General features: G+C 71.9%; 22 protein-coding genes and 1 riboswitch. Of the genes, 14 read left to right on the top strand and 8 right to left on the bottom strand.

Going from position 1 to position 21,949, the window contains the following annotated elements; genetic code table 11:
• The first annotated feature begins 71 nt into the window (after positions 1-71).
• Positions 72-827, top strand: a complete 756-nt coding sequence (locus GON04_RS24530) for a gamma-glutamyl-gamma-aminobutyrate hydrolase family protein (protein WP_157400567.1) — start codon at positions 72-74, stop codon at positions 825-827.
• Between the two features lie 16 nt (positions 828-843).
• Here GON04_RS24530 and GON04_RS24525 read toward each other — a convergent pair whose 3' ends face one another.
• The 3 genes from GON04_RS24525 to GON04_RS24515 are packed head-to-tail and all read right to left on the bottom strand — an operon-like array spanning position 844 to position 4,551.
• Positions 844-1,641 carry an HAD-IIB family hydrolase gene (locus GON04_RS24525; protein WP_181653752.1) on the bottom strand — a complete coding sequence of 266 codons (798 nt, stop codon included), beginning with the start codon at positions 1,639-1,641 and terminating at the stop codon, positions 844-846.
• The gene (locus GON04_RS24520; RefSeq protein WP_157400566.1) at positions 1,641-2,870 is read right to left on the bottom strand and encodes a S41 family peptidase; all 1,230 of its coding nucleotides are present in this window, start codon (positions 2,868-2,870) and stop codon (positions 1,641-1,643) included. The genes GON04_RS24525 and GON04_RS24520 overlap by 1 nt, the downstream gene beginning before the upstream one ends.
• A gap of 49 nt (positions 2,871-2,919) precedes the next feature.
• Complete coding sequence (locus GON04_RS24515) at positions 2,920-4,551, bottom strand: peptide chain release factor 3 (RefSeq protein ID WP_181653751.1); 1,632 nt, start codon at positions 4,549-4,551, stop codon at positions 2,920-2,922.
• Between the two features lie 100 nt (positions 4,552-4,651).
• Between GON04_RS24515 and ligD the strand changes: the two genes are divergently transcribed.
• The 3 genes from ligD to GON04_RS24500 all read left to right on the top strand — a co-directional run bounded on the left by ligD (position 4,652) and on the right by GON04_RS24500 (position 8,427).
• A complete protein-coding gene (gene ligD, locus GON04_RS24510) occupies positions 4,652-5,716 on the top strand; it encodes a non-homologous end-joining DNA ligase (RefSeq protein ID WP_157400564.1) in 1,065 nt (354 codons plus the stop codon).
• 83 nt (positions 5,717-5,799) lie between these two features.
• Positions 5,800-7,164 (top strand): tannase/feruloyl esterase family alpha/beta hydrolase, encoded by a 1,365-nt coding sequence (locus tag GON04_RS24505; RefSeq protein WP_181653750.1) that lies wholly within the window; start codon positions 5,800-5,802, stop codon positions 7,162-7,164.
• A gap of 51 nt (positions 7,165-7,215) precedes the next feature.
• Positions 7,216-8,427, top strand: coding sequence for an MFS transporter (locus tag GON04_RS24500; RefSeq protein ID WP_181653749.1), 1,212 nt, complete (start codon positions 7,216-7,218; stop codon positions 8,425-8,427).
• On the opposite strand, the gene GON04_RS24495 is transcribed toward GON04_RS24500, so the two are convergent.
• Complete coding sequence (locus GON04_RS24495; protein ID WP_338051046.1) at positions 8,405-9,472, bottom strand: GlxA family transcriptional regulator; 1,068 nt, start codon at positions 9,470-9,472, stop codon at positions 8,405-8,407. The genes GON04_RS24500 and GON04_RS24495 overlap by 23 nt on opposite strands.
• Positions 9,473-9,558: 86 nt before the next feature.
• Here GON04_RS24495 and GON04_RS24490 point away from each other — a divergent pair, with 86 nt between their 5' ends.
• Positions 9,559-10,938, top strand: coding sequence for a tetratricopeptide repeat protein (locus tag GON04_RS24490; RefSeq protein ID WP_157400563.1), 1,380 nt, complete (start codon positions 9,559-9,561; stop codon positions 10,936-10,938).
• Positions 10,939-10,950: 12 nt separating this feature from the next.
• Here the strand turns inward: GON04_RS24490 and GON04_RS24485 are convergent, their stop codons facing one another.
• Entirely contained in the window at positions 10,951-12,066 is a 1,116-nt protein-coding gene (locus GON04_RS24485) for an ATP-dependent DNA ligase (RefSeq protein WP_157400562.1), read from the bottom strand.
• Positions 12,067-12,142: 76 nt separating this feature from the next.
• Positions 12,143-12,211: riboswitch (S-adenosyl-L-homocysteine riboswitch) on the top strand.
• A gap of 71 nt (positions 12,212-12,282) precedes the next feature.
• Between GON04_RS24485 and ahcY the strand changes: the two genes are divergently transcribed.
• Genes ahcY through GON04_RS24465 form a run of 4 tightly spaced genes read left to right on the top strand, consistent with a single transcriptional unit; the run spans position 12,283 to position 15,777 of the window.
• Positions 12,283-13,719 carry an adenosylhomocysteinase gene (gene ahcY, locus GON04_RS24480; RefSeq protein ID WP_157400561.1) on the top strand — a complete coding sequence of 479 codons (1,437 nt, stop codon included), beginning with the start codon at positions 12,283-12,285 and terminating at the stop codon, positions 13,717-13,719.
• Between the two features lie 11 nt (positions 13,720-13,730).
• Positions 13,731-14,480 carry a TlyA family RNA methyltransferase gene (locus tag GON04_RS24475; RefSeq protein ID WP_157400560.1) on the top strand — a complete coding sequence of 250 codons (750 nt, stop codon included), beginning with the start codon at positions 13,731-13,733 and terminating at the stop codon, positions 14,478-14,480.
• Positions 14,477-15,304, top strand: coding sequence for a methylenetetrahydrofolate reductase [NAD(P)H] (gene metF, locus GON04_RS24470; RefSeq protein WP_157400559.1), 828 nt, complete (start codon positions 14,477-14,479; stop codon positions 15,302-15,304). Before GON04_RS24475 ends, metF begins: the two co-directional genes overlap by 4 nt.
• Positions 15,304-15,777 carry a septal ring lytic transglycosylase RlpA family protein gene (locus GON04_RS24465; protein WP_157400558.1) on the top strand — a complete coding sequence of 158 codons (474 nt, stop codon included), beginning with the start codon at positions 15,304-15,306 and terminating at the stop codon, positions 15,775-15,777. The genes metF and GON04_RS24465 overlap by 1 nt, the downstream gene beginning before the upstream one ends.
• 22 nt (positions 15,778-15,799) lie before the next feature.
• Here the strand turns inward: GON04_RS24465 and GON04_RS24460 are convergent, their stop codons facing one another.
• Positions 15,800-16,711 (bottom strand): 23S rRNA (adenine(2030)-N(6))-methyltransferase RlmJ, encoded by a 912-nt coding sequence (locus tag GON04_RS24460; protein ID WP_157400557.1) that lies wholly within the window; start codon positions 16,709-16,711, stop codon positions 15,800-15,802.
• 217 nt (positions 16,712-16,928) lie between these two features.
• Here GON04_RS24460 and rplM point away from each other — a divergent pair, with 217 nt between their 5' ends.
• The 5 genes from rplM to erpA all read left to right on the top strand — a co-directional run bounded on the left by rplM (position 16,929) and on the right by erpA (position 19,430).
• Positions 16,929-17,357, top strand: a complete 429-nt coding sequence (rplM, locus tag GON04_RS24455) for a 50S ribosomal protein L13 (RefSeq protein ID WP_157400556.1) — start codon at positions 16,929-16,931, stop codon at positions 17,355-17,357.
• 10 nt (positions 17,358-17,367) lie between these two features.
• The gene (gene rpsI, locus GON04_RS24450; RefSeq protein ID WP_157400555.1) at positions 17,368-17,760 is read left to right on the top strand and encodes a 30S ribosomal protein S9; all 393 of its coding nucleotides are present in this window, start codon (positions 17,368-17,370) and stop codon (positions 17,758-17,760) included.
• 93 nt (positions 17,761-17,853) lie between these two features.
• The gene (locus GON04_RS24445; protein WP_157400554.1) at positions 17,854-18,567 is read left to right on the top strand and encodes a DUF6776 family protein; all 714 of its coding nucleotides are present in this window, start codon (positions 17,854-17,856) and stop codon (positions 18,565-18,567) included.
• Between the two features lie 32 nt (positions 18,568-18,599).
• Positions 18,600-19,001, top strand: a complete 402-nt coding sequence (locus GON04_RS24440) for a bactofilin family protein (protein WP_157400553.1) — start codon at positions 18,600-18,602, stop codon at positions 18,999-19,001.
• 63 nt (positions 19,002-19,064) lie between these two features.
• The gene (erpA, locus tag GON04_RS24435) at positions 19,065-19,430 is read left to right on the top strand and encodes an iron-sulfur cluster insertion protein ErpA (protein ID WP_157400552.1); all 366 of its coding nucleotides are present in this window, start codon (positions 19,065-19,067) and stop codon (positions 19,428-19,430) included.
• Between the two features lie 6 nt (positions 19,431-19,436).
• Here erpA and GON04_RS24430 read toward each other — a convergent pair whose 3' ends face one another.
• A complete protein-coding gene (locus tag GON04_RS24430) occupies positions 19,437-20,549 on the bottom strand; it encodes an anhydro-N-acetylmuramic acid kinase (protein WP_157400551.1) in 1,113 nt (370 codons plus the stop codon).
• Positions 20,550-20,579: 30 nt separating this feature from the next.
• The gene (locus GON04_RS24425; protein WP_338051045.1) at positions 20,580-21,878 is read right to left on the bottom strand and encodes a M23 family metallopeptidase; all 1,299 of its coding nucleotides are present in this window, start codon (positions 21,876-21,878) and stop codon (positions 20,580-20,582) included.
• Between the last annotated feature and the right edge of the window lie 71 nt (positions 21,879-21,949).

Below are 21,949 nucleotides of genomic sequence, written 5' to 3'. Positions count from 1 at the left end.
CCGCGCCGTCCGACGCGCAAACGTGCGGCCGCGCCGCTGCAGTGGCGGCGGTGCCGGTCGACAATGCGGCCATGCACAAGCCGCTCGTCTGGCTGCCGGCCTGCCATCGCCACCTCGACCTGTCCGACCCGGGCGGGTACACGGTGCTGGCGGACCGCTACGCCCAATGCGTCACCGATCTCGGCCTGCAGCCGGTGCTGTTCCCGATGGCGGGCGCGGCCGACGTGCCCGACCTGCTGCCGGCCGTCGACGGCGTGCTGCTCACCGGCTCGCCGTCGAACGTCGAGGCCAGCCGCTTCGGCGCCCGGCCGCTCGACACCGACCTGCTGGATCCGCGCCGCGATGCGCTCACCATGGTGCTGGTGCGCGCGGCCATCCGGGGCGGCACGCCGCTGTTCGGCGTCTGCCGCGGGCTGCAGGAGATGAATGTGGCCCTCGGCGGCTCGCTGTACCAGCGCGTGCACGGCGAGCAGGGCCTGATGGACCACCGCGAGCCGCAGACCGACGACCTGGAGGCGCAGTTCGCGCAGCGCCACGAGGTGGTGCTGACGCCGGGCAGCGCGTTCGCGCAGTGGGCCGGCGGCACCCGGGCCCAGGTCAACTCGCTGCACGGCCAGGGCATCCGGCGCCTGGGCGAGGGCCTGGTCGCCGAGGGCCACGCGCCCGACGGCCTGGTGGAGGCGGTGCGGGTCGAGCATGCGTCGGCGTTCGCGTTCGGCGTGCAGTGGCACCCCGAGTGGCACCACGCGCGCCACCCGTTCTATGCCCGCACGCTGGAGGCGTTCGCGCAGGCCTGCCGCGAGCATTCCCGGCGGCGGTCGCAGTGACGCCGCGGCGGCGCGCTCAGGGCCGGGCGCGTGCCGCCAGGATGGCGTCGGCCACCTGCGTGAAGCCGGCACCGCGCTCGCCCTCGGTGACATAGTGCGGCTCGTGCGCCAGCTGGCCGGCGAAGCGGCGGATGTTGGCCACCCCGATCGCGTGGCCGAAGTGCTGGAACATGCGCACGTCGTTGGTGGAGTCGCCCACGTAGGCCCAGCGCTCCAGCTGCGCGTCCAGGTCGGTGGCGAACAGCTCGCGCGCCATCCAGCGCGCACCACTGAGCTTGTCGTGCGCGCCGTACCAGCCGTTGACGTGGATCGAGCTGACGGTGGCGGTCATGCCGGCGGCGCGCATCTGCGCTACCACGGCGTCGATGGCGGCCGGCGGCAGGGTGGTGAACTCGCTGTGGTCGATGGCGATGTCGGTCTCGCGGCCGGCGCTGTCGGTGGCGCGGCGCGCCCCCGGCACCTCGCGCTCGATGCGGGCCAGCACGGCCTGCAGGCGCGCCTGGTTGGCCGCCCGGGTGGGGCCATCCTGCTGGTAGAGCTTGCGCAGGCCGCCGCGGCCGTCGGGCACCAGCGCCACGGCGCCGTTCTCGGCCACGATGGCGTCGACCGGCCAGGCCAGCGCGAACGGCGCGCTCCAGCCGACCGGCCGGCCGGTGACCGGCACCACGTGCAGCCCGGCCGCGCGCAGCCGGGCCAGCGCCTGCAGCGCGTCGGCCGTGATCGCGCCCTCGGTGGTGAGGGTGTCGTCGATGTCGGTGAACAGCCCGGCAATCCCGCGCCGGGCAGCCAGGGGCCAGGTGGCGAGCGGCAGCACTAGTTCAGCAGCTTGCGGCCGTCCCAGCCGGGCTGGTACATGGGATCGGTGGACGCCGGGGCGCCGGCGCGCTCCAGCGGCGAGTGGATGGCGGACTCGACCAGCACGCCGGCGGCACTGCCGGCCGGACAGGCGCCGCTGTCGATGTGGGTGAGCGCGGCGGCCAGCAGGGGCTCGTCGGTGGCGCCGAGCGCCTTGAGCGGGTTCTCCACCACCCGGCACTGCACCGGGAAGCCGCTGCTGTAGCCATCGAAGCCTAGCGCGTTGGAGATCTTGAACTCGATCGGGAAGTAGGCCTGGCCGCAGTTGTCGCGGCGGTGGAAGCCGTAAGGCTTGCCGCAGGTGCGGTCGCCCACCAGGATGACCTGCACGCCGATGCCGCGCAGGCTGTTGATGATGGATTCGCTGGCCGAGCAGGTGTACTGCGAGGCCAGGATGTAGACCCGCGGCAGGTCCAGCTGCGGCAGGGCGGTCCCCACCGGGTAGGTGGTCTCGGCGGTGGTGACGCGGGTCGAGAAGTGGAACACGTCCCTGGCCGTGTCGGCGGCGCGCCTGGCGCTGTACGTCAGGCGCTCGAACACCTGGCCCTCGACCGACGGCCCGGCCACCATGGCTGCCGCGGTCTGCGCGATGTAGAGGAAGCCGCCGGGGTTGTAGCGCAGGTCCAGCACCAGGTCCTGGATGGCAGCCGTCTTCAGCCCCTGGAAGGCGGTGATCAGCGCATCCTGCGCGCCCTGCCGGTGCTCGTTGAACAGCACGTAGCCGACTTTGCGGCCGCCGCCGCTGACCAGGGTGCTGGTGAAGGGGACCGGGCTGGCGCTGCCGACGGCCACGGCAGGACCGGCGGCCGCCGGCACGCCTTGCAGGATGTTGGCGACGGCGGTCGACATGCTGGTGCTGAAGCGGTCGCGCGGCTGGCCGTTGCCGTCCAGCGTCTTGACCAGCAGGGCGTCGTAGTAGGCCGCGGCGGTCGCATACCGGGAGCTGTCGACCTCGCGCACCTCGTCCCACCACAGGTAGCTCTCGTCCAGGTAGCTGCGCACCCAGCGCTTCTGGCCCTCGACCGTGCACACGTTGGCCAGCGCGGCCGAGGCGGGGAACACCGCGGCGGGGGAGAAGCTGGCCGCGGTGGCGGAGTCGCTGCCGCCGCCGCCGCCGCATCCGGCGACAAGGACGCTGAGCGAGGCGGCTGCCAGGCCGGCGGCGCGGCGCAGGGAACGAGGAAGCACGGGCGACTCCAGGAAGGAGCGCCGATTATTGCTGGGCTATTCCAGTTGTTCAGCTTTGTAACGAAAGCCCGGCGTGCTCGCGCAACAGGTGGAAGTGGATCTTGGGGAATCGTTCCTGCGCCAGCCGCACGTCGTAGGGCGAAGTGCAAAGAAATGCCAGGGCATCGGCCGCATCCAGCGCCATCCGTTGCGGATACGCATCGGTGAACGCGCGCAGCTCCTGCGGCGTGTCGGCGGTGATCCAGCGCGCCCCGGTGTACTGGCAGCCCTCGAGCCGGATGTCGGCGTCGTACTCGGCCTTCAGGCGGTGCTGCACCACCTCGAACTGCAGCTGGCCGACCGCGCCCAGCAGCATGGCGCCGCCGACCTGCGGCCGGAAGACCTGGATCGCGCCTTCCTCGCCCAGCTGGGCCAGGCCCTGCTGCAGCTGCTTGGTGCGCAGCGGGTTCTTCAGCAGCACCGTCATGAACAGCTCGGGCGCGAAGAACGGCAGCCCGGTGAACTGCAGGTTGGCGCCGTCGGTGATGGTGTCGCCCAGCTGCACGCCGCCGTGGGTGGTGAAGCCGATGATGTCGCCGGCGTAGGCCTCGTCCACCGCTTCGCGCCGTTGCGACAGGAAGGTGACCACCGAGGTCGGCCGCAGCTCCTTGCCGGTGCGCTGCACCTTGAGCTTCATGCCCGGCGTGTAGCGGCCCGAGGCCATGCGCACGAAGGCGATGCGGTCGCGGTGGTTGGCATCCATGTTGGCCTGCACCTTGAACACCACGCCGGCGAAGGCCGGGTCGGCCGGCTCGACAACCTTCTCGACCGGCTGCCGGTTGACCAGCAGCGAGCTCTTGCGTGGCTGCGGCGCCGGCGCCAGGTCGACCAGCGCGTCCAGCACCTCCATCACGCCGAAGTTGTTGACGCCCGAGCCGAAGAACACCGGCGTCTGTTTGGCGTCCAGGAAGGCCTGGTGGTCCCATTCGGGGGAGGCGCCGGCTGCCAGTTCCATGCCCTCGGCCGCATGGTCGTACTCGCCGTCGAAGCGCCGGCGCAGGGCGGCCGCGTCGGACAGCGGCAGGGTCTCGAAGTCCTGCGGGCGGCGCTCGCTGCCGGACTCGAACACCGTCATCGCGCCGCGGCGCAGGTTCATGATGCCGCCGAAGCTCTTGCCCTTGCCCACCGGCCAGGTCATCGGCACGCACGGCATGCCGAGCTCGCGCTCCACCTCGTCCAGGATGTCCAGCGGCTCGCGCACCTCGCGGTCCATCTTGTTGACGAAGGTGATGATGGGCGTGTTGCGCTGGCGGCAGACCTCGATCAGGCGCCGGGTCTGCGACTCCACGCCGTTGGCGGCATCGATCACCATCAGCGCCGAATCGACCGCCGTCAGCACGCGGTAGGTGTCTTCCGAGAAGTCCTTGTGCCCCGGCGTGTCCAGCAGGTTGATCACGTGGTCGCGGTAGAGCATCTGCATCACCGACGAGGCCACCGAGATGCCGCGCTGCTTCTCGATCTCCATCCAGTCCGAGGTGGCATGGCGCGACGCCTTGCGGCCCTTCACGGCGCCGGCGATCTGGATCGCGCCCGAGAACAGCAGCAGCTTTTCCGTCAGCGTGGTCTTGCCCGCGTCGGGGTGGGAAATGATGGCGAAGGTGCGGCGGCGCCGGGTCTCGGCGGCAAAGGGCGTAGCAGACACGGAACGGGGACTTTCGGGAAGGCCGGCCCCTGGCGGGCCGATGAGCTGCAAAGCGTTGCAGCCAACCCCGTATTGTCGTCGATGGGGGTACCTTGGCCGGATGCCGAAAACAGCCGATGCCGTGGTGCTGGAGGTGGACGGCCATGCCGTCACGGTGAGCCATCCGGACAAGCTGCTGTTCCCCGACGCCGGGGTCACCAAGCTCGACCTGGTGCAGTACTACCTGGCCGTCGCCGGGGGCGCCCTGCGCGGGGCCGGCGGCCGGCCCTGCGTGCTGGTGCGCTACCCGGAGGGCATCGGCGGCGAGTTCTTCTTCCAGAAGCGGGCACCGGCCCAGCGGCCGGACTGGCTCGACGTCAGCACGATCCGCTTCCCGTCCGGCCGCACCGCCGAGGAAGTGGTGCCGTGCGAGCCCGCCGCGCTGGCCTGGCTGGCCAACCTCGGCTGCATCGAGCTGCACCCGCACCCGGTGCGCGCCGGCGACCTCGACCACCCGGACGAGCTGCGGGTCGACCTGGACCCGGTGCCGGGCGTGGACTGGCCGCAGATCCGTGCCGTCGCGGCCGTCGCGCGCGAGCTGCTGGCCGAGCATGGCCTGGTGGGCTGGCCCAAGACCTCGGGTTCGCGCGGCATCCACGTGCTGGTGCGGATCGCGCCGCGCTGGAGCTTCGACCAGGTCCGGCGCGCCGCGCTGGCGCTGGCGCGCGAGGTCGAGCGGCGGGCGCCCGGGCTGGCGACGGCGGCCTGGTGGAAGGAAGAGCGGCACGGCGTGTTCGTCGACTACAACCAGAACGCCAAGGACCGCACGGTCGCGTCGGCCTACTCGGTGCGGCCGCGGCCGGATGCGCGCGTCTCGGCGCCGCTGGGCTGGGACGAGTTGCCGGCCTGCGATCCGGCCGACTTCACGCTGAAGACGGTGCCGGCGCGCTTTCGCTCCATCGGCGATCCGCATGCCGGCATCGACGCCGCCGCCGGGGCGCTGGATGCCCTGCTCGAGCTGTCGGCGCGGCAGGAGAGCGCCGGGCAGGGCGATGCCCCCTGGCCACCGCACTACCGCAAGCAGACCGGCGAGCCGCGCCGGGCGCCGCCGTCGACGCGCAGGGCCACGCCGCCGCCGCTGCGGCCCAGGGCGGAGGGGCCTGCGCCGGCACGGGAAAAAAAGTGACTCCGGGTTGCGGCGCGGGCCTTCGGCCCGGCCGTGCAGCGCCTTGCTACAAGGGGTTGCAAGACGACTTCCAAGGAGACACCATGCCTTCCCCCTGCCGGCTGCTGCGCGGCGCCATGGCGGCCGCCCTGCTCGCCGCCGCCGGGCTGGCGCAGGCCCAGTCCGGCCACTGCGCCAACATCGCGGCCATCGCCGTGCCCGGCGCCGAAAAGCAGCAGGCCGCCTGCCTCGACGACCTGTCGACGACCTACCTCACGGCGACCGGCCACACCGATGCCAGCGACTGGCTGCCGCTGCATTCCGCCGCCACCCGCAACCCGACCGGCCTGGTGCCCGGCATCCAGCTGGACGGCTACTTTCCCGACACCTCGACCACGAACAGCTACCAGGGCTGGAACCACGACGCGCAGTTCGTGATCCGCCTGCCCGACAACTGGAACGGCAAGCTCGTCATCACCGGCGCGCCCGGCGTGCGGCGCCAGTTCGCCACCGACTACCTGATCAGCGACTGGGTGCTGGCCCAGGGCTACGCCTTCGCGGCCACCGACAAGGGCAACAGCGGCACCAGCTTCTACAAGGACGGCTCGACGCCCGGCGACGCCATCGCCGAGTGGCACCGGCGCGTGACCGAGCTGACGATCGCCGCCAAGGACGCGGTGCGGCAGCGCTACGGGCAGGCGCCCGCCCTGACCTACATCACCGGCATCTCCAACGGCGGCTACCTGACCCGGCACGCGCTGGAGAACCGGCCCGACCTGTACGACGGCGGCGTCGACTGGGAAGGCGCGCTGTGGCGGCCCGAGGGGCCCAACCTGTTCACCTACCTGCCGGCGGCGCTGCGCAACTACCCGGGCTGGCGCGCCAGCGGCGACGCGCGGGCGCACGACGAGATGGTGGCGGTGGGCTTCGCACCCGGCTCCGAATTCCTGTGGGACCACCACTACGCGGTCTACTGGGACCTGACCCAGCGCACCTACCGCGAGGAGATGGATCCCGGCTACGACGGCGCGCTCGAGGCCGGCGTGCCGTTCTGCCCGTCGGGCACGCCGTTCTGCGACGCCGACTACGCCTACGCCGCCCGGCCGCCAGCGGTGCGCGACGCGGTGGCCCGGATCGCGCTGGACGGGCGCATCGGCAAGCCGCTGATCACGCTGCACGGCGACCTCGATTCGCTGCTGCCGATCAGCACCAACTCCACGCCCTATGCCGACCTGGTGAACGGCGCCGGGCGCACGCACCTGCACCGGTTCTACGTGGTGCAGGGCGGTAACCACGTCGACCAGCTGTACGACCTGTTCCCCGACCGGCTGCGCCCGATCGCGCCGTGCTACCGGGCCGCCTTCCAGGCGCTCGAGCGCTGGGTGGAAACGCGCGGCCAGCACAAGCCGCCGGCCAGCAAGGTGATCCCGCGCGAGGGAACGGACCTGGCGAACAGCTGCCCGCTGTGACCGGGCACCGGCGCGGCGCCGGCCCAGCCGGGGCGGCGACAATCGCCGCCCGTGTCCCTCCTCCAGCACCCCGCCTTCCTGCGCTTCTGGCTGGCCCGCTTCGTCGGCACCGGCGCGCAGCAGATGCTCATGCTGGCGATCGGCTGGCAGATGTACGGGCTCACCGGCAGCGCCTGGGACCTGGGCCTGGTGGGGCTGGCACAGTTCGCGCCCTCGCTGGCCGCCGCGCTGCCGGCCGGCCATGCCGCCGACCGCTTCCACCGCGCCCGGCTGGTGCTGGCCTGCTACGCGGTGCAGGGCGGCGTGGCCTTGCTGCTGCTGGCCGCCACCACCGGTGGCTGGGCGTCGCGCGGCGTGCTGCTCGGGCTGTCGGTGCTGCTGGGCGGCCTGCGGCCGTTCCAGATGGCGGCGCAGCAGGCGCTGCTGCCCGCGCTCGTCCCGCTCGAGATGCTGGCGCGCGCCATGGCGCTCGGCTCGGCCGGCGTGCAGGCGGCGGTGATCGGCGGGCCGGCGCTGGCCGGGCTGCTGTTCACCGGCGGCGTCGGCGTGGTCTACGGCAGCTGCTTCGCGCTGTTCGCGGCCGGCTGCGTGGTGCTGACGACGGTGCGCTACGAGCACGCGCCGCCGCCGCGCGAGCCGCCCACCATCGCGTCGCTGCTGGCGGGCGTGAAGTTCATCGGCAACAGCCGCGTGCTGCTGGGCGCCGTGTCGCTCGACCTGTTCGCGGTGCTGCTGGGCGGCGCGACGGCGCTGCTGCCCATCTTCGCGGCCGAGATCCTGCACGTCGGGGCCACCGGGCTGGGGCTGCTGCGCTCGGCGCCGGCGGTGGGCGCCCTGCTGATGGCGGCCGCGCTGGCGCGCTGGCCGCTCACGCGCCGGGTCGGCCACCGGCTGCTGGTGGCGGTGGCGGTGTTCGGCGCCTGCATGGTGGTGTTCGGCCTGTCGACCAGCTTCGCGCTGTCGCTGGTGGCGCTGGCCGTCTCCGGCGCCGCCGACATGGTGAGCGTGATCGTGCGCCAGACCCTGGTGCAGCTGGAGACGCCCGATGCGATGCGCGGGCGGGTGGCGGCCGTGAACACCCTGTTCATCGGCGCCAGCAACCAGCTGGGCGAGTTCGAGTCGGGCGCGACCGCCGCCCTGCTGGGACCGGTGGGTTCGGTGGTGGCCGGCGGCGTCGGCACCCTGCTGGTGGCGGCGGCCTGGCTGCGGCTGTTTCCCGCCCTGGCCCGGCGCGACCGCTTCAGCCCGCAGGACCTGGGGTAGCCGCCCCTGCCGGCTGCGCGACCCGGCGCAGCTGCGCGTTCAGGGGGCCGAAGCGGCGCCGGTACTGCGCCGGCGTGAGCGCCGCCTTGCGCCGGAACAGGCGGCCGAAGAAGCTGGCGTCCTGGTAGCCGACCTCCAGCGCGATCGCCTCCACCGGCAGCTCGGTCGCCTCGAGCAGCTGCTTGGCTTCCTCCAGCCGCACGGTGTGGATGTAGTCGAGCGGGCTCATGCCGGTGGCCTCGGTGAAGCGGCGCTTGAAGGTGCGCTCGGGCAGGCCGGCCAGCGCGACCATCTGCCGCACCGGGTTCTCCTGCCGGTAGCCGGACGCGGCCCAGGCCTGGCAGCGCAGCACCACCGGGTCGTCGGCCTGCGGGCCGCGGGTCAGCGAGGCATAGGCCAGCGCGTTCACCTCGTCGCCGCCCAGCAGGTTGACCCGGGCCACCTGCATCGCCTCGTCGGGCGAGGCGAAGCGGGCGATGAGCGCCAGGGCCAGCAGGTGCCAGGCGGCGCCGCTGCCGGCCATCAGCAGCCGCTGGTCGGGGCCGGCGGCCACCAGCCCGCGCTGCGCATGCCAGCGGGTGCGCGGGTACTGCCGGGCGAGCAGGTCGCAGTAGGCCCAGTGCGAGGTGGCATCGTGCCCTTCCAGCAGCCCGGTGCGCGCCAGCAGCAGCGCGCCCGAGCACGACGAGCAGAGCGTGGCGCCGCCGTCCCAGGCCTGGCGCAGCCAGCGCACCTCGTCGTCGACGTCGCCGACCGCGCCGCCGGGCGGGATCATCAGGTCGGTGACCACCGCGATGTCGGGCCGCGGGCAGTCCAGCAGGCTGGCCTCGGGCGTGATGCGCACGCCGTTGCCGGCGACGAACGGCCGGCCGTCGCGGCTGACCACCAGGGGGCGGAACGGCGAGGGCGGCGGGGTGCGCCCGTGCAGCATCGCCCAGTCGCGGCGGGTGCCGGCCAGCAGGTCGTAGAACCCGTACAGCGTCGCCGCCGAGGCGGCCGGCGTGCCCAGCAGGGCGACGGTGATGGGCTCGGCGCGTTTTGGCACGTTCGTCCGCTTCCTTGCACGAATGACTTTAGCCACCGGACCGGCGCGCCGCCAGACTGCCGCTTCCCACCACCGGAGTCATTGCCATGGGCTACTTCTTCCAGGACGAGGGCGCCGTCACCAGCGCCCGCCGGCAGGCCGCCGATGCCCGGGGCCTGGCCATCAGCACCAGCTCGGCCGCCGCCGCCGGCCAGCTCGAGGTCGCGCTCGAGGCCATGCTGTCCTACTTCGGCGATCCGGTCGCGGCGCTGGAGGCAGCGGCTGCCGAGGACCCGGGTTGGGCCCTGCCGCGCACCCTGCAGGCGGCGCTGCTGCTCACCATGGCCGAGCAGGCGCCGGCCCGCGAAGCCCTGCAGCTGCTGGAGGCCGGCGCGCCGCTGGCCGCACGCGGCAACGAGCGCGAGCGGGCCCATGCCGCCGCTGCCCGGGCAGCCGCGGAGGGCGACTGGGACGCGGCCTGCGCGGCCTGGGAGGCCATCCTGGTGCGCTGGCCGCGCGACGTCGCTGCCCTGCTGTTCGCCCACCTGTTCGACTTCTACCGCGGCGACGCCCTGAACCTGCGCCGGCGGCCGCAGCGGGTGCTGCCGCACTGGTCGCCCGAGCTGCCGCTGTCCGGCTACGTGCTGGGCATGCACGCCTTCGGCCTGGAGGAGTCGGGCCAGTACGCCGAGGCCGAGGATGCCGGCCGGGCCGCGCTGGTCCGCAACCCGCGCGATCCCTGGGCGGTGCACGCCGTGACCCATGTGTTCGAGATGCAGGGCCGCCACCAGGACGGGGCGCGCTGGCTCGCCACGCGCCAGCCCGACTGGGCGGTGGACAACGGCTTCGCGTACCACAACTGGTTCCATGTGGCGCTGTTCCAGCTCGAGGCGATGGACACGCAGGCGGCCCTGGCGACCTACGACGCGCAGCTGGCGGGGGCCACCGCCATGGCCCTGCAGCGGGTCGACGGCACGGCCGTGCTGTGGCGCCTGCGGCTGCTGGGTGTCGACGTCGCCAGCCGCTTCGCGGCCCTGCGCGCGAGCTGGCAGGCGCAGCCGGCGGCCGGCTTCTATGCCTTCAACGACCTGCATGCCCTGATCGCGCAGCTGGGCGCCGGCGACACGGCCGGGCTGAGCGATGCGACCGGGGCGCTGCTCGACGCGATGGCGTCGCCGGCGGCCGGCGGGGCATCGAACCGGCGCATGGCGCAGCGCATCGGGCTGCCGCTGGCGCGCGCCTTCCTGGCCTATGCGCAGGGGCGCTGGGACGAGGCGGCGCAGGGCCTGCTGCAGGTGCGCGACCACGCCCACGGCTTCGGCGGCAGCCATGCGCAGCGCGACGTCCTGACGCTCACGCTGCTGGATGCGGCGGTGCGCGGCGGCGACACGGCGCTGGCGCGCCACGTGCTGCACGAGCGCTTCCCGGCCAAGGCCGGCACGCCGCTGACGGCGCACTGGCAGCAGCGCATCGGCGCGCGCTGCTGAGGCAGGGATCGGCTAGGGCCGGCCGGCGCCGAACACCTGCTGCAGCTCGAAGGCGGTGGTGACCTCGAGCTGGTCGTAGCGGCATTCGGGCGCCGGCTTGTCGTCGCGCCAGCGCAGGAAGGTGGTGGCGTGGCGGAAGCGGTTGCCCTGCAGGTGGTCGTACTTCACCTCGACCACGCGCTCGGGCCGCAGCGGCTCCCAGGCCAGGTCCTTGCCGCCGCTCCAGCGCGAGGTCGCGCCGGGCATGCGGCGTGCATCCGGGGGCTCGCCCGGCATCGGATCGCTGGCGGCGACGCTGGCCTGTGCCCAGTCGCGCCAGGGATGGTCGGCCAGCGCGTTCTCGCGCAGCGGCGCCAGGTCCTGCGCCAGCTGGCGCCGCATGTCCATGGTGAACGACGAGGTCACGCCCACGTGCTGCAGGGTGCCGGCGTCGTCGTACAGGCCCAGCAGCAGCGAGCCCACCGCGTCCTGCGTGTCCTTGTACCAGCGGAAGCCGGCGACCACGCAGTCGGCCGTGCGGGCGTGCTTGATCTTGAACATGGCGCGCTTGCCGGGCTGGTAGGGGGCCTCGGCCGGCTTGGCCATCACGCCGTCGAGGCCGGCGCCCTCGAAGCGCTGCAGCCAGTCCTGCGCCTCGGCGCGGTCGGCGGTCACCGGCGTCAGGTAGAGCGGTGCCCGCGCCTGGCCCAGCAGGCGTTCCAGCCGCACGCGCCGTTCCTTCTGCGGCAGGGCCATGGTCGACTTGCCGCCGGCGGCCAGCAGGTCGAAGGCGACGAAGGCCGCCGGCGTGTCCTTGGACAGCCGGGCGATGCGCGAGGGCGCCGGGTGGATGCGCTGCTGCAGGGCGTCGAAGTCCAGCCCGTTCGGACCGGCGACCACCACCTCGCCATCGACGATGCAGCCGCGCGGCAGCTGCTCGGCCAGCACCTTTTCCAGCTCGGGGAAGTAGCGGTTGAGCGGCTTCAGGTCGCGGCTCTGGATGCGCACGCCGTCCGGGTCGCGGAACACGATGGCGCGAAAGCCATCCCACTTGGGCTCGAACACGAAGCCCTCGGCGGTGGGCAACTCCTCGGCGGTCTTCGCCAGCATGGGGTCGATGGGGGCGGAGAACGGTGCAGCAACGGTCATGGGGCTTTTTACCGCATGCCCGCTGCCGGGTGGGCCGGTGAAGCTCGGCCGTGATGGCCTTCCCTATAATCCGGCCCCATCCGAGGAGCGTTGCAGCGCCGCACAGGCGTGAGGCTCGGATTCAACGCAACGACGCTCACCCACTGTCCCTGGTGCGTGAGCCGCTTCCCCCAGGCGCCGGCAGTGGTTGACCGCAAACCCGCATCTGGAGTCACCATGAACGCCGTTCTCAAGCCCGCTTCCGCGCAAGACAGCGCCATCGCCGACCTCTCGCTGGCCGACTGGGGCCGCAAGGAAATCCGCATCGCCGAGACCGAGATGCCGGGCCTGATGGCCATCCGCCAGGAGTTCGCCAAGGCCCAGCCGCTCAAGGGCGCGCGCATCACCGGCTCGCTGCACATGACCATCCAGACGGCGGTGCTGATCGAGACCCTGCAGGCGCTGGGCGCCACGGTGCGCTGGGCCTCCTGCAACATCTTCTCGACCCAGGACCACGCCGCCGCCGCCATCGCCGCCGGCGGCACGCCGGTGTTCGCCGTCAAGGGCGAGTCGCTGGAGGACTACTGGGACTACACCCACCGCATCTTCGACTTCGGCGCCAAGGGCACGGCCGGCGAAGGCCCGAACATGATCCTGGACGACGGCGGCGATGCCACGCTGCTGATGCACCTGGGCCAGCGCTGCGAGAAGGACCTGTCGCTGATCGACACCCACTCCAGCGAGGAAGAGCGCATCCTGCACGCGGCCATCCGCAAGAAGCTGGCCGAGGACCCGGCCTGGTACAGCCGCAAGGCCAAGGACATCATCGGCGTCACCGAGGAGACCACCACCGGCGTGCACCGGCTGGTCGACATGGCGAACAAGGGCCTGCTGAAGTTCCGCGCCATCAACGTCAACGACTCGGTCACCAAGAGCAAGTTCGACAACCTGTACGGCTGCCGCGAGTCGCTGGTGGACGGCATCAAGCGCGCCACCGACGTCATGATCGCCGGCAAGGTGGCCGTGGTGGCCGGTTACGGCGACGTGGGCAAGGGCTCGGCCCAGGCGCTGCGCGCGCTGTCGGCCCAGGTGTGGGTGACCGAGATCGACCCGATCAACGCGCTGCAGGCCGCCATGGAAGGCTACCGCGTGGTGACCATGGAGTACGCGGCCGACAAGGCCGACATCTTCGTCACCACCACCGGCAACCGCGACGTCATCCGCTTCGAGCACATGGCGAAGATGAAGGACCAGGCCATCGTCTGCAACATCGGCCACTTCGACAACGAGATCGACGTCGCCTCGCTCGAGTCGAAGTGCCAGTGGGACGAGATCAAGCCGCAGGTCGACCACGTGATCTTCCCGGACGGCAAGCGCATCATCCTGCTGGCCAAGGGCCGGCTGGTGAACCTGGGCTGCGGCACCGGCCACCCCAGCTACGTGATGTCGTCCTCGTTCGCCAACCAGACGCTGGCGCAGATCGAGCTGTTCACCAAGCCCGGCGAGTACGAGAGCGGCCAGGTCTACGTGCTGCCCAAGCACCTGGACGAGAAGGTGGCGCGCCTGCAGCTGTCCAAGCTCGGCGCCCAGCTCACCGAGCTGACGGACGCGCAGGCCGCCTACATCGGCGTGCCCAAGCAGGGTCCGTACAAGCCCGACACCTACCGGTACTGAGCCGGGGCGGCATGCGCGCCGACCAGCTCCTCGTCGAGCGTGGCCTGGCGGCCAGCCGGTCGCAGGCCCAGCGCCTGATCGCCGGCGGCATGCGCTGGCACGACGGGCGCGGCTGGCACGCGGTGGGCAAGAACGGCGACGAGCTGCCGGCCGATGCGCCGGTCGAGCTCGACGATGCCGCCGAGGCCCGCTACGTCTCGCGCGGCGGCCTCAAGCTCGAGGGCGCGTTGCGCGCCGCCGGGCTGGCCGTGACCGGCTGGCGCTGCCTCGATGTCGGCCAGTCCACCGGCGGCTTCACCGACTGCCTGCTGCAGCACGGCGCGGCGCAGGTGGTGGGGGTCGACGTCGGCCATGGCCAGCTGCACCCCAGGGTGCGCGGTGACGCCCGCGTCGTCGCCATCGAGCAGTGCAATGCGCGCGCGCTCGATGCCGCTGCGCTCGGTGTCGCCGCCGACTTCGACCTGGCAGTGGCCGACCTGTCGTTCATCTCGCTGACGCTGGTGCTGCCGGCCTTCGCACCGCTGGTGCGCGCCGGCGGCCGGCTCCTGCTGCTGGCCAAGCCGCAGTTCGAGCTGCAGCCCGGCCAGCTGGGCAAGGGCGGCGTGGTGCGCGATGCGGCGCTCTACCCGGTGGTGGAGCAGCGCCTGCGCGCCGCCTGTGCCGCCGGCGGCCTGCACGTCGACGGCTGGTTCGACAGTCCCATCCGCGGTGGCGACGGCAACCGCGAGTTCTTCCTCCTGGCGACCAGGACATCCCGATGACATTTCCCATCAGCCTCGAGTTCTTCCCGCCCAAGACCGACGAGGGCGCCGAGAAGCTGCGCGCCGCGCGGCAGAAGCTGTACGCGCTGCGGCCCGAGTTCTGCTCGGTCACCTTCGGCGCCGGCGGCTCCACCCAGGACGGCACCCTGCAGGCGGTGCGCGCCATCATGGCCGAGGGCGTGCCGGCCGCACCCCACCTGTCGTGCATCGGCCAGACGCGCGAGAGCATCCGCGAACGGCTCGCGGCCTACGCGGCCGCCGGCGTGCAGCGCATCGTGGCGCTGCGCGGCGACCTGCCCAGCGGCTACGGCTCGGGCGGCGAGTTCCGCTACGCGAGCGACCTGGTCGCCTTCATCCGCGCCGAGACCGGCCGCCAGTTCCAGCTCGAGGTGGCGGCCTATCCCGAGGTGCACCCGCAGGCGAAGTCGCCGCAGTCCGACCTGCAGGCCTTCGTGGCCAAGATCGAGGCCGGCGCCGACTCCGGCATCACGCAGTACTTCTTCAACCCGGACGCCTACGCGCGCTTCATGGACGAGCTGGGCCGGCTGGGCGTGCGGGTGCCGGTGGTGCCGGGCGTCATGCCGATCACCAGCTCCACCCAGCTGCTGCGCTTCTCCGATGCCTGCGGCGCCGAGATCCCGCGCTGGATCCGGCTGCGGCTGCAGGCCTATGGCGACGACAGCGTGTCGATCCGCGCCTTCGGCCTCGACGTGGTCACCCAGCTGTGCGAGCACCTGCGCGCCGCCGGCGCACCGGGGCTGCACTTCTACACCATGAACCAGGCTGCGGCCACGCAGGAGATCTGCGGCCGCCTCGCCCTGTGATGCGCCTGCTGCGCCGCGCGGCGGCCACGCTGGCCCTGCTGGTGCTGGCCGGCTGCGCCCAGGCGCCGGTGCAGGCGATGGTCCAGGGGCAGGCGCCGGATGGCGAGCCCGCGGCGGCGGACGGCGTGCCGGCCGAGCCATCACCCCCTGTGGTGGTGGGCGAGGGGCTGGCGTCGTGGTACGGCCTGGAGTTCCAGGGCCGGCGCACCGCGAGCGGCGAGCGGTTCGACATGAACGCGCTGACCGCAGCCCATCCCAGCCTGCCGTTCGGCACCCGCGTCGAGGTGCGCAACCCCGCCAACGGCCGCACGGTCACGGTGCGCATCAACGACCGTGGCCCGCACGTGGCCGGCCGCATCATCGACCTGAGCCATGCGGCGGCCCGCTCGCTGGGATTGCTGGGCCTGGGCACCCGCAAGGTGGTGCTCAGCGTGCTGGCCGACGCGCCGGCCTCGCGCCGCGACCGCTCCTAGCCGCGCCGGCCCGGCTCCGGGCTCAGCCGCCGGCTTCGACCACCTGGCCCTTGCCGCGGCCGCGGCCCAGGCGCTCCAGCACCTGGGGCAGGGCGGCCTGCAGCGCCGCCTTGAGCGTGTGCGGCGGGTTGAGCACGAAGATGCCGCTGGCGGTCAGGCCGGGGCGGCGCACCGTGCCCGGCTCGACCGGGCTGTCGTCCTGGCCGATGGCCAGGGTGGCATGCAGCCAGGGCTTGCGCGCCTGGTTGGCCAGCGTCTTCAGCCGGCGCGGCAGCTCGTGCGCCTCCGGCCGCGGGATGACCGGGTACCAGACCATGTAGGTGCCGGTGGCGAAGCGCTGCAGGGCGTCCTTCAGCACGCCGGGCACGCGGGCGTAGTCGGACTTGATCTCGTAGCTGGGGTCGATGAGCACCAGGGCGCGCCGCGACGGCGGCGGCAGCAGGGCCTTCAGGGCCTCGAAGCCGTCCTCGCGCGCCACGGCGACCTGGCGCCCGGCGTCGAGCTGGGCGATGTTGCCGGCCAGGGCCTTGGCGTCGCTGGGGTGCAGTTCGAACAGCCTGAGCTTGTCGCGCGCTTCCTGCCGCAGGGTGGCCTGGGCCACGAAGGGGGACCCGGGGTAGACCGTCCACTGGCCCTGGCGGTTGAAGCTGCGCACCAGTTGCAGGTAGTCGACCAGTGCCGGAGCGAGCGCCTGCTCACCGGGCGAGCCCGGCGGCGGCAGGTCGGCGACCAGCTTCAGGAGGCCCTCGGCGGCTTCGCCCGAGGTGCCGGCATAGTCGCCGTCGAGCCGGTACAGGCCGGCGCCGGCGTGCGTGTCCACCACCCACAGGGGCGTTTCCTTCTGGGTCAGGTGGCGCAGGGTGGCGAGCAGCGCCAGGTGCTTGAGCACGTCGGCGTGGTTGCCGGCATGGAAGCCGTGGCGGTAGCTGAACATCCGCCGATGGTACCCGTGGCCGCCCCAGCCTTGCGGTAAGTGCTTGATTCAGCATAGAATGTTGGGCTCCGTAGCGCCTAGCGGCCCCGCGACGGATGCCAGGAGTGCAGTGCCTTGCAAGGGCGCGGCGCTCGCAGAACCCACCTAAGAGGTCTCCATCCAGAGAGACACCGACCGTGGAAAAGGGCCCGACAAACCACCTCTTGAAAGAGATCTCATGTCTACGTTCAGCGCCAAACCCGCTGACGTGAAGCACGAGTGGTTTGTGATTGACGCCACCGACAAGGTGCTCGGACGGGTTGCCAGCGAAGCAGCCCTCCGTTTGCGCGGCAAGCACAAGGCCATCTACACGCCTCACGTCGACACGGGCGACTTCATCGTCGTCATCAACGCCAGCAAGCTGCGCGTCACCGGTTCCAAGGAACTGGACAAGATGTACCACCGCCACTCGGGCTACCCGGGCGGCATCTACTCCACCAACTTCCGCGACATGCAGGCCAAGCACCCCGGCCGCGCGCTCGAGAAGGCCGTCAAGGGCATGCTGCCCAAGGGTCCCCTCGGCTACGCCATGATCAAGAAGCTCAAGGTGTACGGCGGCGCGGAGCACCCGCACACCGCCCAGCAACCCAAGCCGCTGGAACTGTAAGGAGCCGACGATGATTGGTGAATGGAACAACGGCACCGGCCGCCGCAAGAGCAGCGTGGCCCGTGTCTTCCTGAAGAAGGGCACCGGCAAGATCACGGTCAACGGCAAGGACATCGAGCAGTTCTTCGGCCGCCAGACCTCGATCATGATCGTCAAGCAGCCGCTGCTGCTGACGAACAACGCCGAGGCCTTCGACATCCAGGTCAACGTGCACGGCGGCGGTGAATCCGGCCAGGCCGGCGCGACCCGTCACGGCATCACCCGTGCCCTGATCGACTACGACGCGGCGCTCAAGCCCGTGCTCAGCCAGGCTGGCTTCGTCACCCGCGACGCCCGCGAGGTCGAGCGCAAGAAGGTGGGCCTGCACTCCGCCCGCCGCCGCAAGCAGTTCAGCAAGCGCTAAGCGTTTCGCTGCACTCGTTACAAAGCCGCACAAGCCCCGCTTGTGCGGCTTTGTCGTCTGTGGGGTTTTTCAGGGTAAGGTCCGGCCCAGCTCATGCGTTGGAAGTTGATTCGCCGCCGGCTGACCATCAGCGCCCCCAAGGTCGCGGTCCGCAGTTCCCTGTCCTGGCCCCTGCGCTGGGTCGGGCTGGCCATGATGCTGGGCTTTTGTGCCGCCATGTGCGTCTGGGCCTACGACCTCGGCAAGAACTTCACCGGCCAGGGCGAGCACGTCCACGAAGAGCTCGTGCGCCTGCGCGCCGAGGTCGCCCGGCTGCGCGACGACCGCGACAAGGTGCAGTCGGTCCTCAACACCTCGGGCAGCCTGATCACCGCCGAGCGCTCCGCGCAGGAGCGGCTGGTGGCGCAGATCCGCATGCTGGAAACCGAGAACCGGGCCCTGCGCGACGACCTGGGCTTCTTCGAGAAGCTGGTGCCGGCCGGCGGCACCGAGGCGGTGGCCATCCGCGGCCTGCAGGCCGAGGTGCTGGGCGGCGGCCAGCTGCGCTGGCAGGTGCTGGTGATCCAGCCGCTGAAGAACGCGCCCGAATTCCGCGGCAAGCTCCAGCTCAGCCTGGTGGGCACCCTGGCCGGCAAGCCCTGGACCATGGACCTGCCCGGCGGTGGGCAGGACCTTTCGTTCCGCCAGTACCGCCGCCTGGAGGGCATGCTCGATCTGCCTGAGCAGGCCATGGTAAAAAACGTCTCCGCCAAGGTGGTGGAAGGAACGGCGACCCGGGCGGTGCACAGCATCAGGCTCGGCGCCTGACGCCCACGAAGAACGGCTGAGGAGCCTGCAGGATGTTCGGCAAGAAAGCGCAACCCCCCATCAAGAGCCTGATCGCCCACGGCACCCGCATCGAGGGCCATCTGCACTTCACCGAAGGCCTGCGCATCGACGGCGAGGTGATCGGCGACGTGCGCGCCCGCAGCGACGAGCCCAGCATGCTGGTCATCTCCGAGGCGGCCGTGGTGCAGGGCGAGATCCACGCCGACCACGTCATCGTCAACGGCACGGTGCGCGGCCCGGTCCATGCCCGCGAGCTGCTGGAGCTGCAGCCCAAGGCCCAGATCGCCGGCGACGTCACCTACCGCGCGCTCGAGATGCACCAGGGGGCCGTCATTGCCGGCCAGCTGCAGCCGCTGGCGCTGGGCGAGGGCGACGAAAAGCCCTTACTCAAACTGGCGGCAAACAACAGCTGACCGGAAATCCCGACTCATTTACCTTACCATTCACGGTCGTTCCCCAGGTTCCAAAGGTCGTCCATGAGCGCTGTTGCCGAGTCCATCCAGTCTGAAATGCCCGCCCCGCTGGTCTTCACCGACAGCGCGGCCCTGAAGGTGGCCGACCTCATCGCCGAGGAAGGCAACCCCGACCTGAAGCTGCGGGTGTTCGTCCAGGGCGGCGGCTGCTCGGGCTTCCAGTACGGCTTCACGTTCGACGAGATCGCCAACGAGGACGACACCGTGATGTCCAAGAACGGCGTCTCGCTGCTCATCGACGCGATGAGCTACCAGTACCTGGTGGGCGCCGAGATCGACTACAAGGAAGACCTGCAGGGCGCGCAGTTCGTCATCAAGAACCCGAACGCCACCAGCACCTGCGGCTGCGGCTCCAGCTTCAGCGCGTAAGCGGCTTCAGGCGGGCCACACCGCCCCCAGAACACGGGCGCCTCGGGCGCCCGTCGTGCTTTCCAGGGCCAGCGGTTCGCGTTGCACGCATTGCCGCGCCAGCCAGGCAAAGGCGGCCGCCTCCACCTGCAGCGGCGGCAGGCCGGCCTCGGCGCTGGACACCACCCGGGTGCCGGGCAGCAGGGCGCGCAGGCGCGCCAGCAGGTGGTCGTTCAGGGCACCCCCGCCGCAGACCACCAGGTCGGGCAGGCCGGGCTGGTAGCGGCCCACGTCGTCGGCGCAGCAGCGCGCCGTGAGTTCGGCCAGCGTGGCCTGCACGGCCTGTGGCGCCAGCCCGGCGTGGGGCGCCAGCCGGGCGGCCAGCCAGTCGGGATGGAACAGGTCGCGGCCGGTGCTCTTGGGCGGCGGCGCGGCGAAGTAAGACTCGGCCAGCAGGTCCTGCAACAGCGCCGCGTCGACCTGGCCGCCGGCCGCCCAGGCACCGCGGTCGTCGTACGGCCGGCCGGTGTGGCGCTGCGTCCAGGCGTCCAGCAGCGCATTGCCCGGGCCGCAGTCGAAGCCGATCTGGCTGCCGTCGGGCCGCAGCACCGTGAGGTTGGAGATGCCGCCGATGTTCAGCACGCCGACCACCCGGCCCGGGCGGCCGAACATGCCGCGATGGAAGAACGGCGCCAGCGGAGCGCCCTGGCCGCCGGCGGCGACGTCGCGGGTGCGGAAGTCGGCCACCACGTCGATGCCGGTGAGCTCGGCCAGCAAGGCCGGCTGGTTCAGCTGCACGGTGTAGCCGGTGCCGTCGAACAACTGCGGCCGGTGGCGCACCGTCTGGCCGTGGGCGCCGATGGCCCGGACCTGCGACGCCGCGACGCCGGCCTGCCGCAGCAGCTCGTGCACGACCTGTGCGTACACCCGTACCAGCGCGTTGGCGGCCAGTTGCGCGCGGTGCAGCTCGTCGTGGCCGCCGGGCGTGTTGAGGGCGAGGAGTTCGGCGCGCAGGGCCGGATCGAAGCCGGCCGTGGCATGGGCGAGCACCCGCAGCGGGGTGGCGTCGAAGTCGGCCAGGACGCCGTCGACTCCGTCGAGCGAGGTCCCGGACATCAGGCCGATGGACAGATCAGGCATGCGGCCATTGTCGCGCCGCGGCGACCGCCGTCAGTCGGCGCGGGCGAAGGTGGTGCCGGCCGCCTGCAGCTGGGCGCGCATGACGCCGGCCATGCGGTCGAAGGTGGGCCGGGCGGCGGCGGTGAGCGCCATGCCCTGGCTGCGGCGCGCGACGTCGACCGGGTCCTTGTTGACGCCGTTGACGCGGAACTCGAAGTGCAGGTGCGGACCGGTGGCCCAGCCGGTGGCGCCCACCAGGCCGATCCTCTGGCCCTGGTCGATGCGCTGGCCCGGGCGCACGTCGATGCGCGAGAGGTGCGCATAGACGGTGACGTCGCCGGCGTTGTGGCGCACGAAGACGACGTTGCCGAAGCCGTTCTGGACGCCGGCGAATTCGATCACGCCGTCACCCACCGTGCGCACCGGGGTGCCGGTGGGGGCGCCGAAGTCGGTGCCCAGGTGGGCCTGCCAGGTCTTGAGGATCGGGTGGAACCGCATCGAGAAGCTGCTGGTGATGCGCGAGAACTCCATCGGCGAGGCCAGGTAGGAACTGGTGAGGCTCTTGCCGTCGAGCGTGTAGTAGGCGCCCTTGCTGCCCGGTTCCTGGAACCACATCGCCTGGAAGGTCTTGCCGTTGTTCACGAACTCGACCGACAGCACGCGGCCGGTGCGCAGCGGCTCGCCGTCGGCCTCGAGCGCCTCGTAGACGACGCTGAAGCGGTCGCCCTTGCGCAGGCCGCGGTGGAAATCGATCTCGGCCGAGAAGATGTCGGCCACCTGGATCGCCACTTCGTCGGGGATCCGGGCGTCGTCGACCGCGGCGAACAGGGAGGTGCGGATGGTGCCGCTGCCCAGGCGGGTGGAGGCGGCCAGCGGCGCCGTCTCGACGCGGCTGGCGAAGCGGCCGCTGGCATTGCGCTCGACCACCAGGCGCTGGAAGCCGCCGCGGTCGTCGACCACCCAGCGCGCCGTGAGGTTGCGCAGGGCGTGCTGGTCGGTCGCCTCCACGCGCAGCGTGCGGCCGTAGCGGCCCAGCAGCTGGCTGCGCACGACGGGATCCTGGCGCAGGAAGGCGGCAGCCTCGGGGTCGCTGACGCCCACGCGGGCCAGCAGCGATTCGACCGTGTCGGTGGGCCGCACGATGTCGCTGCGGTACAGGTTGAAGGTGTAGGCGTCCAGCGCCTCGGCCTGCGGCGCGAGCGCCAGCGGTTCGACGGTGTCGATCACCTCGCGCACCGGCAGCGCGGAAGGATCAGGGCCGAACGAAGCCACGGCGAAGGCGCCGCCACCGCCGCCCAGGAGCAGGGCGGCCAGCAAGGCCGTGAGCTGGCGTGGATGGTCGGAGAGCACCCGGGCCGCCGCGCGGAGCGCAGCTTCGGTGGCGGTGACAAGACCGTGTGTCGTCAATCCTCGGGTCCTCA

Origin of the sequence: Ramlibacter pinisoli, from assembly GCF_009758015.1 — a bacterium.
In the GTDB taxonomy this organism is placed as follows: domain Bacteria; phylum Pseudomonadota; class Gammaproteobacteria; order Burkholderiales; family Burkholderiaceae_C; genus Ramlibacter; species Ramlibacter pinisoli.
The sequence above is the reverse complement of the archived record's forward strand: the minus strand, read 5'-3'. Positions and strand labels throughout refer to the sequence as shown.

What these genes read in the sequence shown, in the direction of transcription:
- GON04_RS24530 (WP_157400567.1), top strand. Translation starts at nt 72, where the DNA reads ATGCACAAGCCGCTCGTCTGGCTGCCGGCCTGCCATCGCCACCTCGAC.
- ligD (WP_157400564.1), top strand. Translation starts at nt 4,652, where the DNA reads ATGCCGAAAACAGCCGATGCCGTGGTGCTGGAGGTGGACGGCCATGCC.
- GON04_RS24505 (WP_181653750.1), top strand. Translation starts at nt 5,800, where the DNA reads ATGCCTTCCCCCTGCCGGCTGCTGCGCGGCGCCATGGCGGCCGCCCTG.
- GON04_RS24490 (WP_157400563.1), top strand. Translation starts at nt 9,559, where the DNA reads ATGGGCTACTTCTTCCAGGACGAGGGCGCCGTCACCAGCGCCCGCCGG.
- GON04_RS24485 (WP_157400562.1), bottom strand. Translation starts at nt 12,066, where the DNA reads ATGACCGTTGCTGCACCGTTCTCCGCCCCCATCGACCCCATGCTGGCG.
- ahcY (WP_157400561.1), top strand. Translation starts at nt 12,283, where the DNA reads ATGAACGCCGTTCTCAAGCCCGCTTCCGCGCAAGACAGCGCCATCGCC.
- GON04_RS24475 (WP_157400560.1), top strand. Translation starts at nt 13,731, where the DNA reads ATGCGCGCCGACCAGCTCCTCGTCGAGCGTGGCCTGGCGGCCAGCCGG.
- metF (WP_157400559.1), top strand. Translation starts at nt 14,477, where the DNA reads ATGACATTTCCCATCAGCCTCGAGTTCTTCCCGCCCAAGACCGACGAG.
- GON04_RS24465 (WP_157400558.1), top strand. Translation starts at nt 15,304, where the DNA reads ATGCGCCTGCTGCGCCGCGCGGCGGCCACGCTGGCCCTGCTGGTGCTG.
- GON04_RS24460 (WP_157400557.1), bottom strand. Translation starts at nt 16,711, where the DNA reads ATGTTCAGCTACCGCCACGGCTTCCATGCCGGCAACCACGCCGACGTG.
- rplM (WP_157400556.1), top strand. Translation starts at nt 16,929, where the DNA reads ATGTCTACGTTCAGCGCCAAACCCGCTGACGTGAAGCACGAGTGGTTT.
- rpsI (WP_157400555.1), top strand. Translation starts at nt 17,368, where the DNA reads ATGATTGGTGAATGGAACAACGGCACCGGCCGCCGCAAGAGCAGCGTG.
- GON04_RS24445 (WP_157400554.1), top strand. Translation starts at nt 17,854, where the DNA reads ATGCGTTGGAAGTTGATTCGCCGCCGGCTGACCATCAGCGCCCCCAAG.
- GON04_RS24440 (WP_157400553.1), top strand. Translation starts at nt 18,600, where the DNA reads ATGTTCGGCAAGAAAGCGCAACCCCCCATCAAGAGCCTGATCGCCCAC.
- erpA (WP_157400552.1), top strand. Translation starts at nt 19,065, where the DNA reads ATGAGCGCTGTTGCCGAGTCCATCCAGTCTGAAATGCCCGCCCCGCTG.
- GON04_RS24430 (WP_157400551.1), bottom strand. Translation starts at nt 20,549, where the DNA reads ATGCCTGATCTGTCCATCGGCCTGATGTCCGGGACCTCGCTCGACGGA.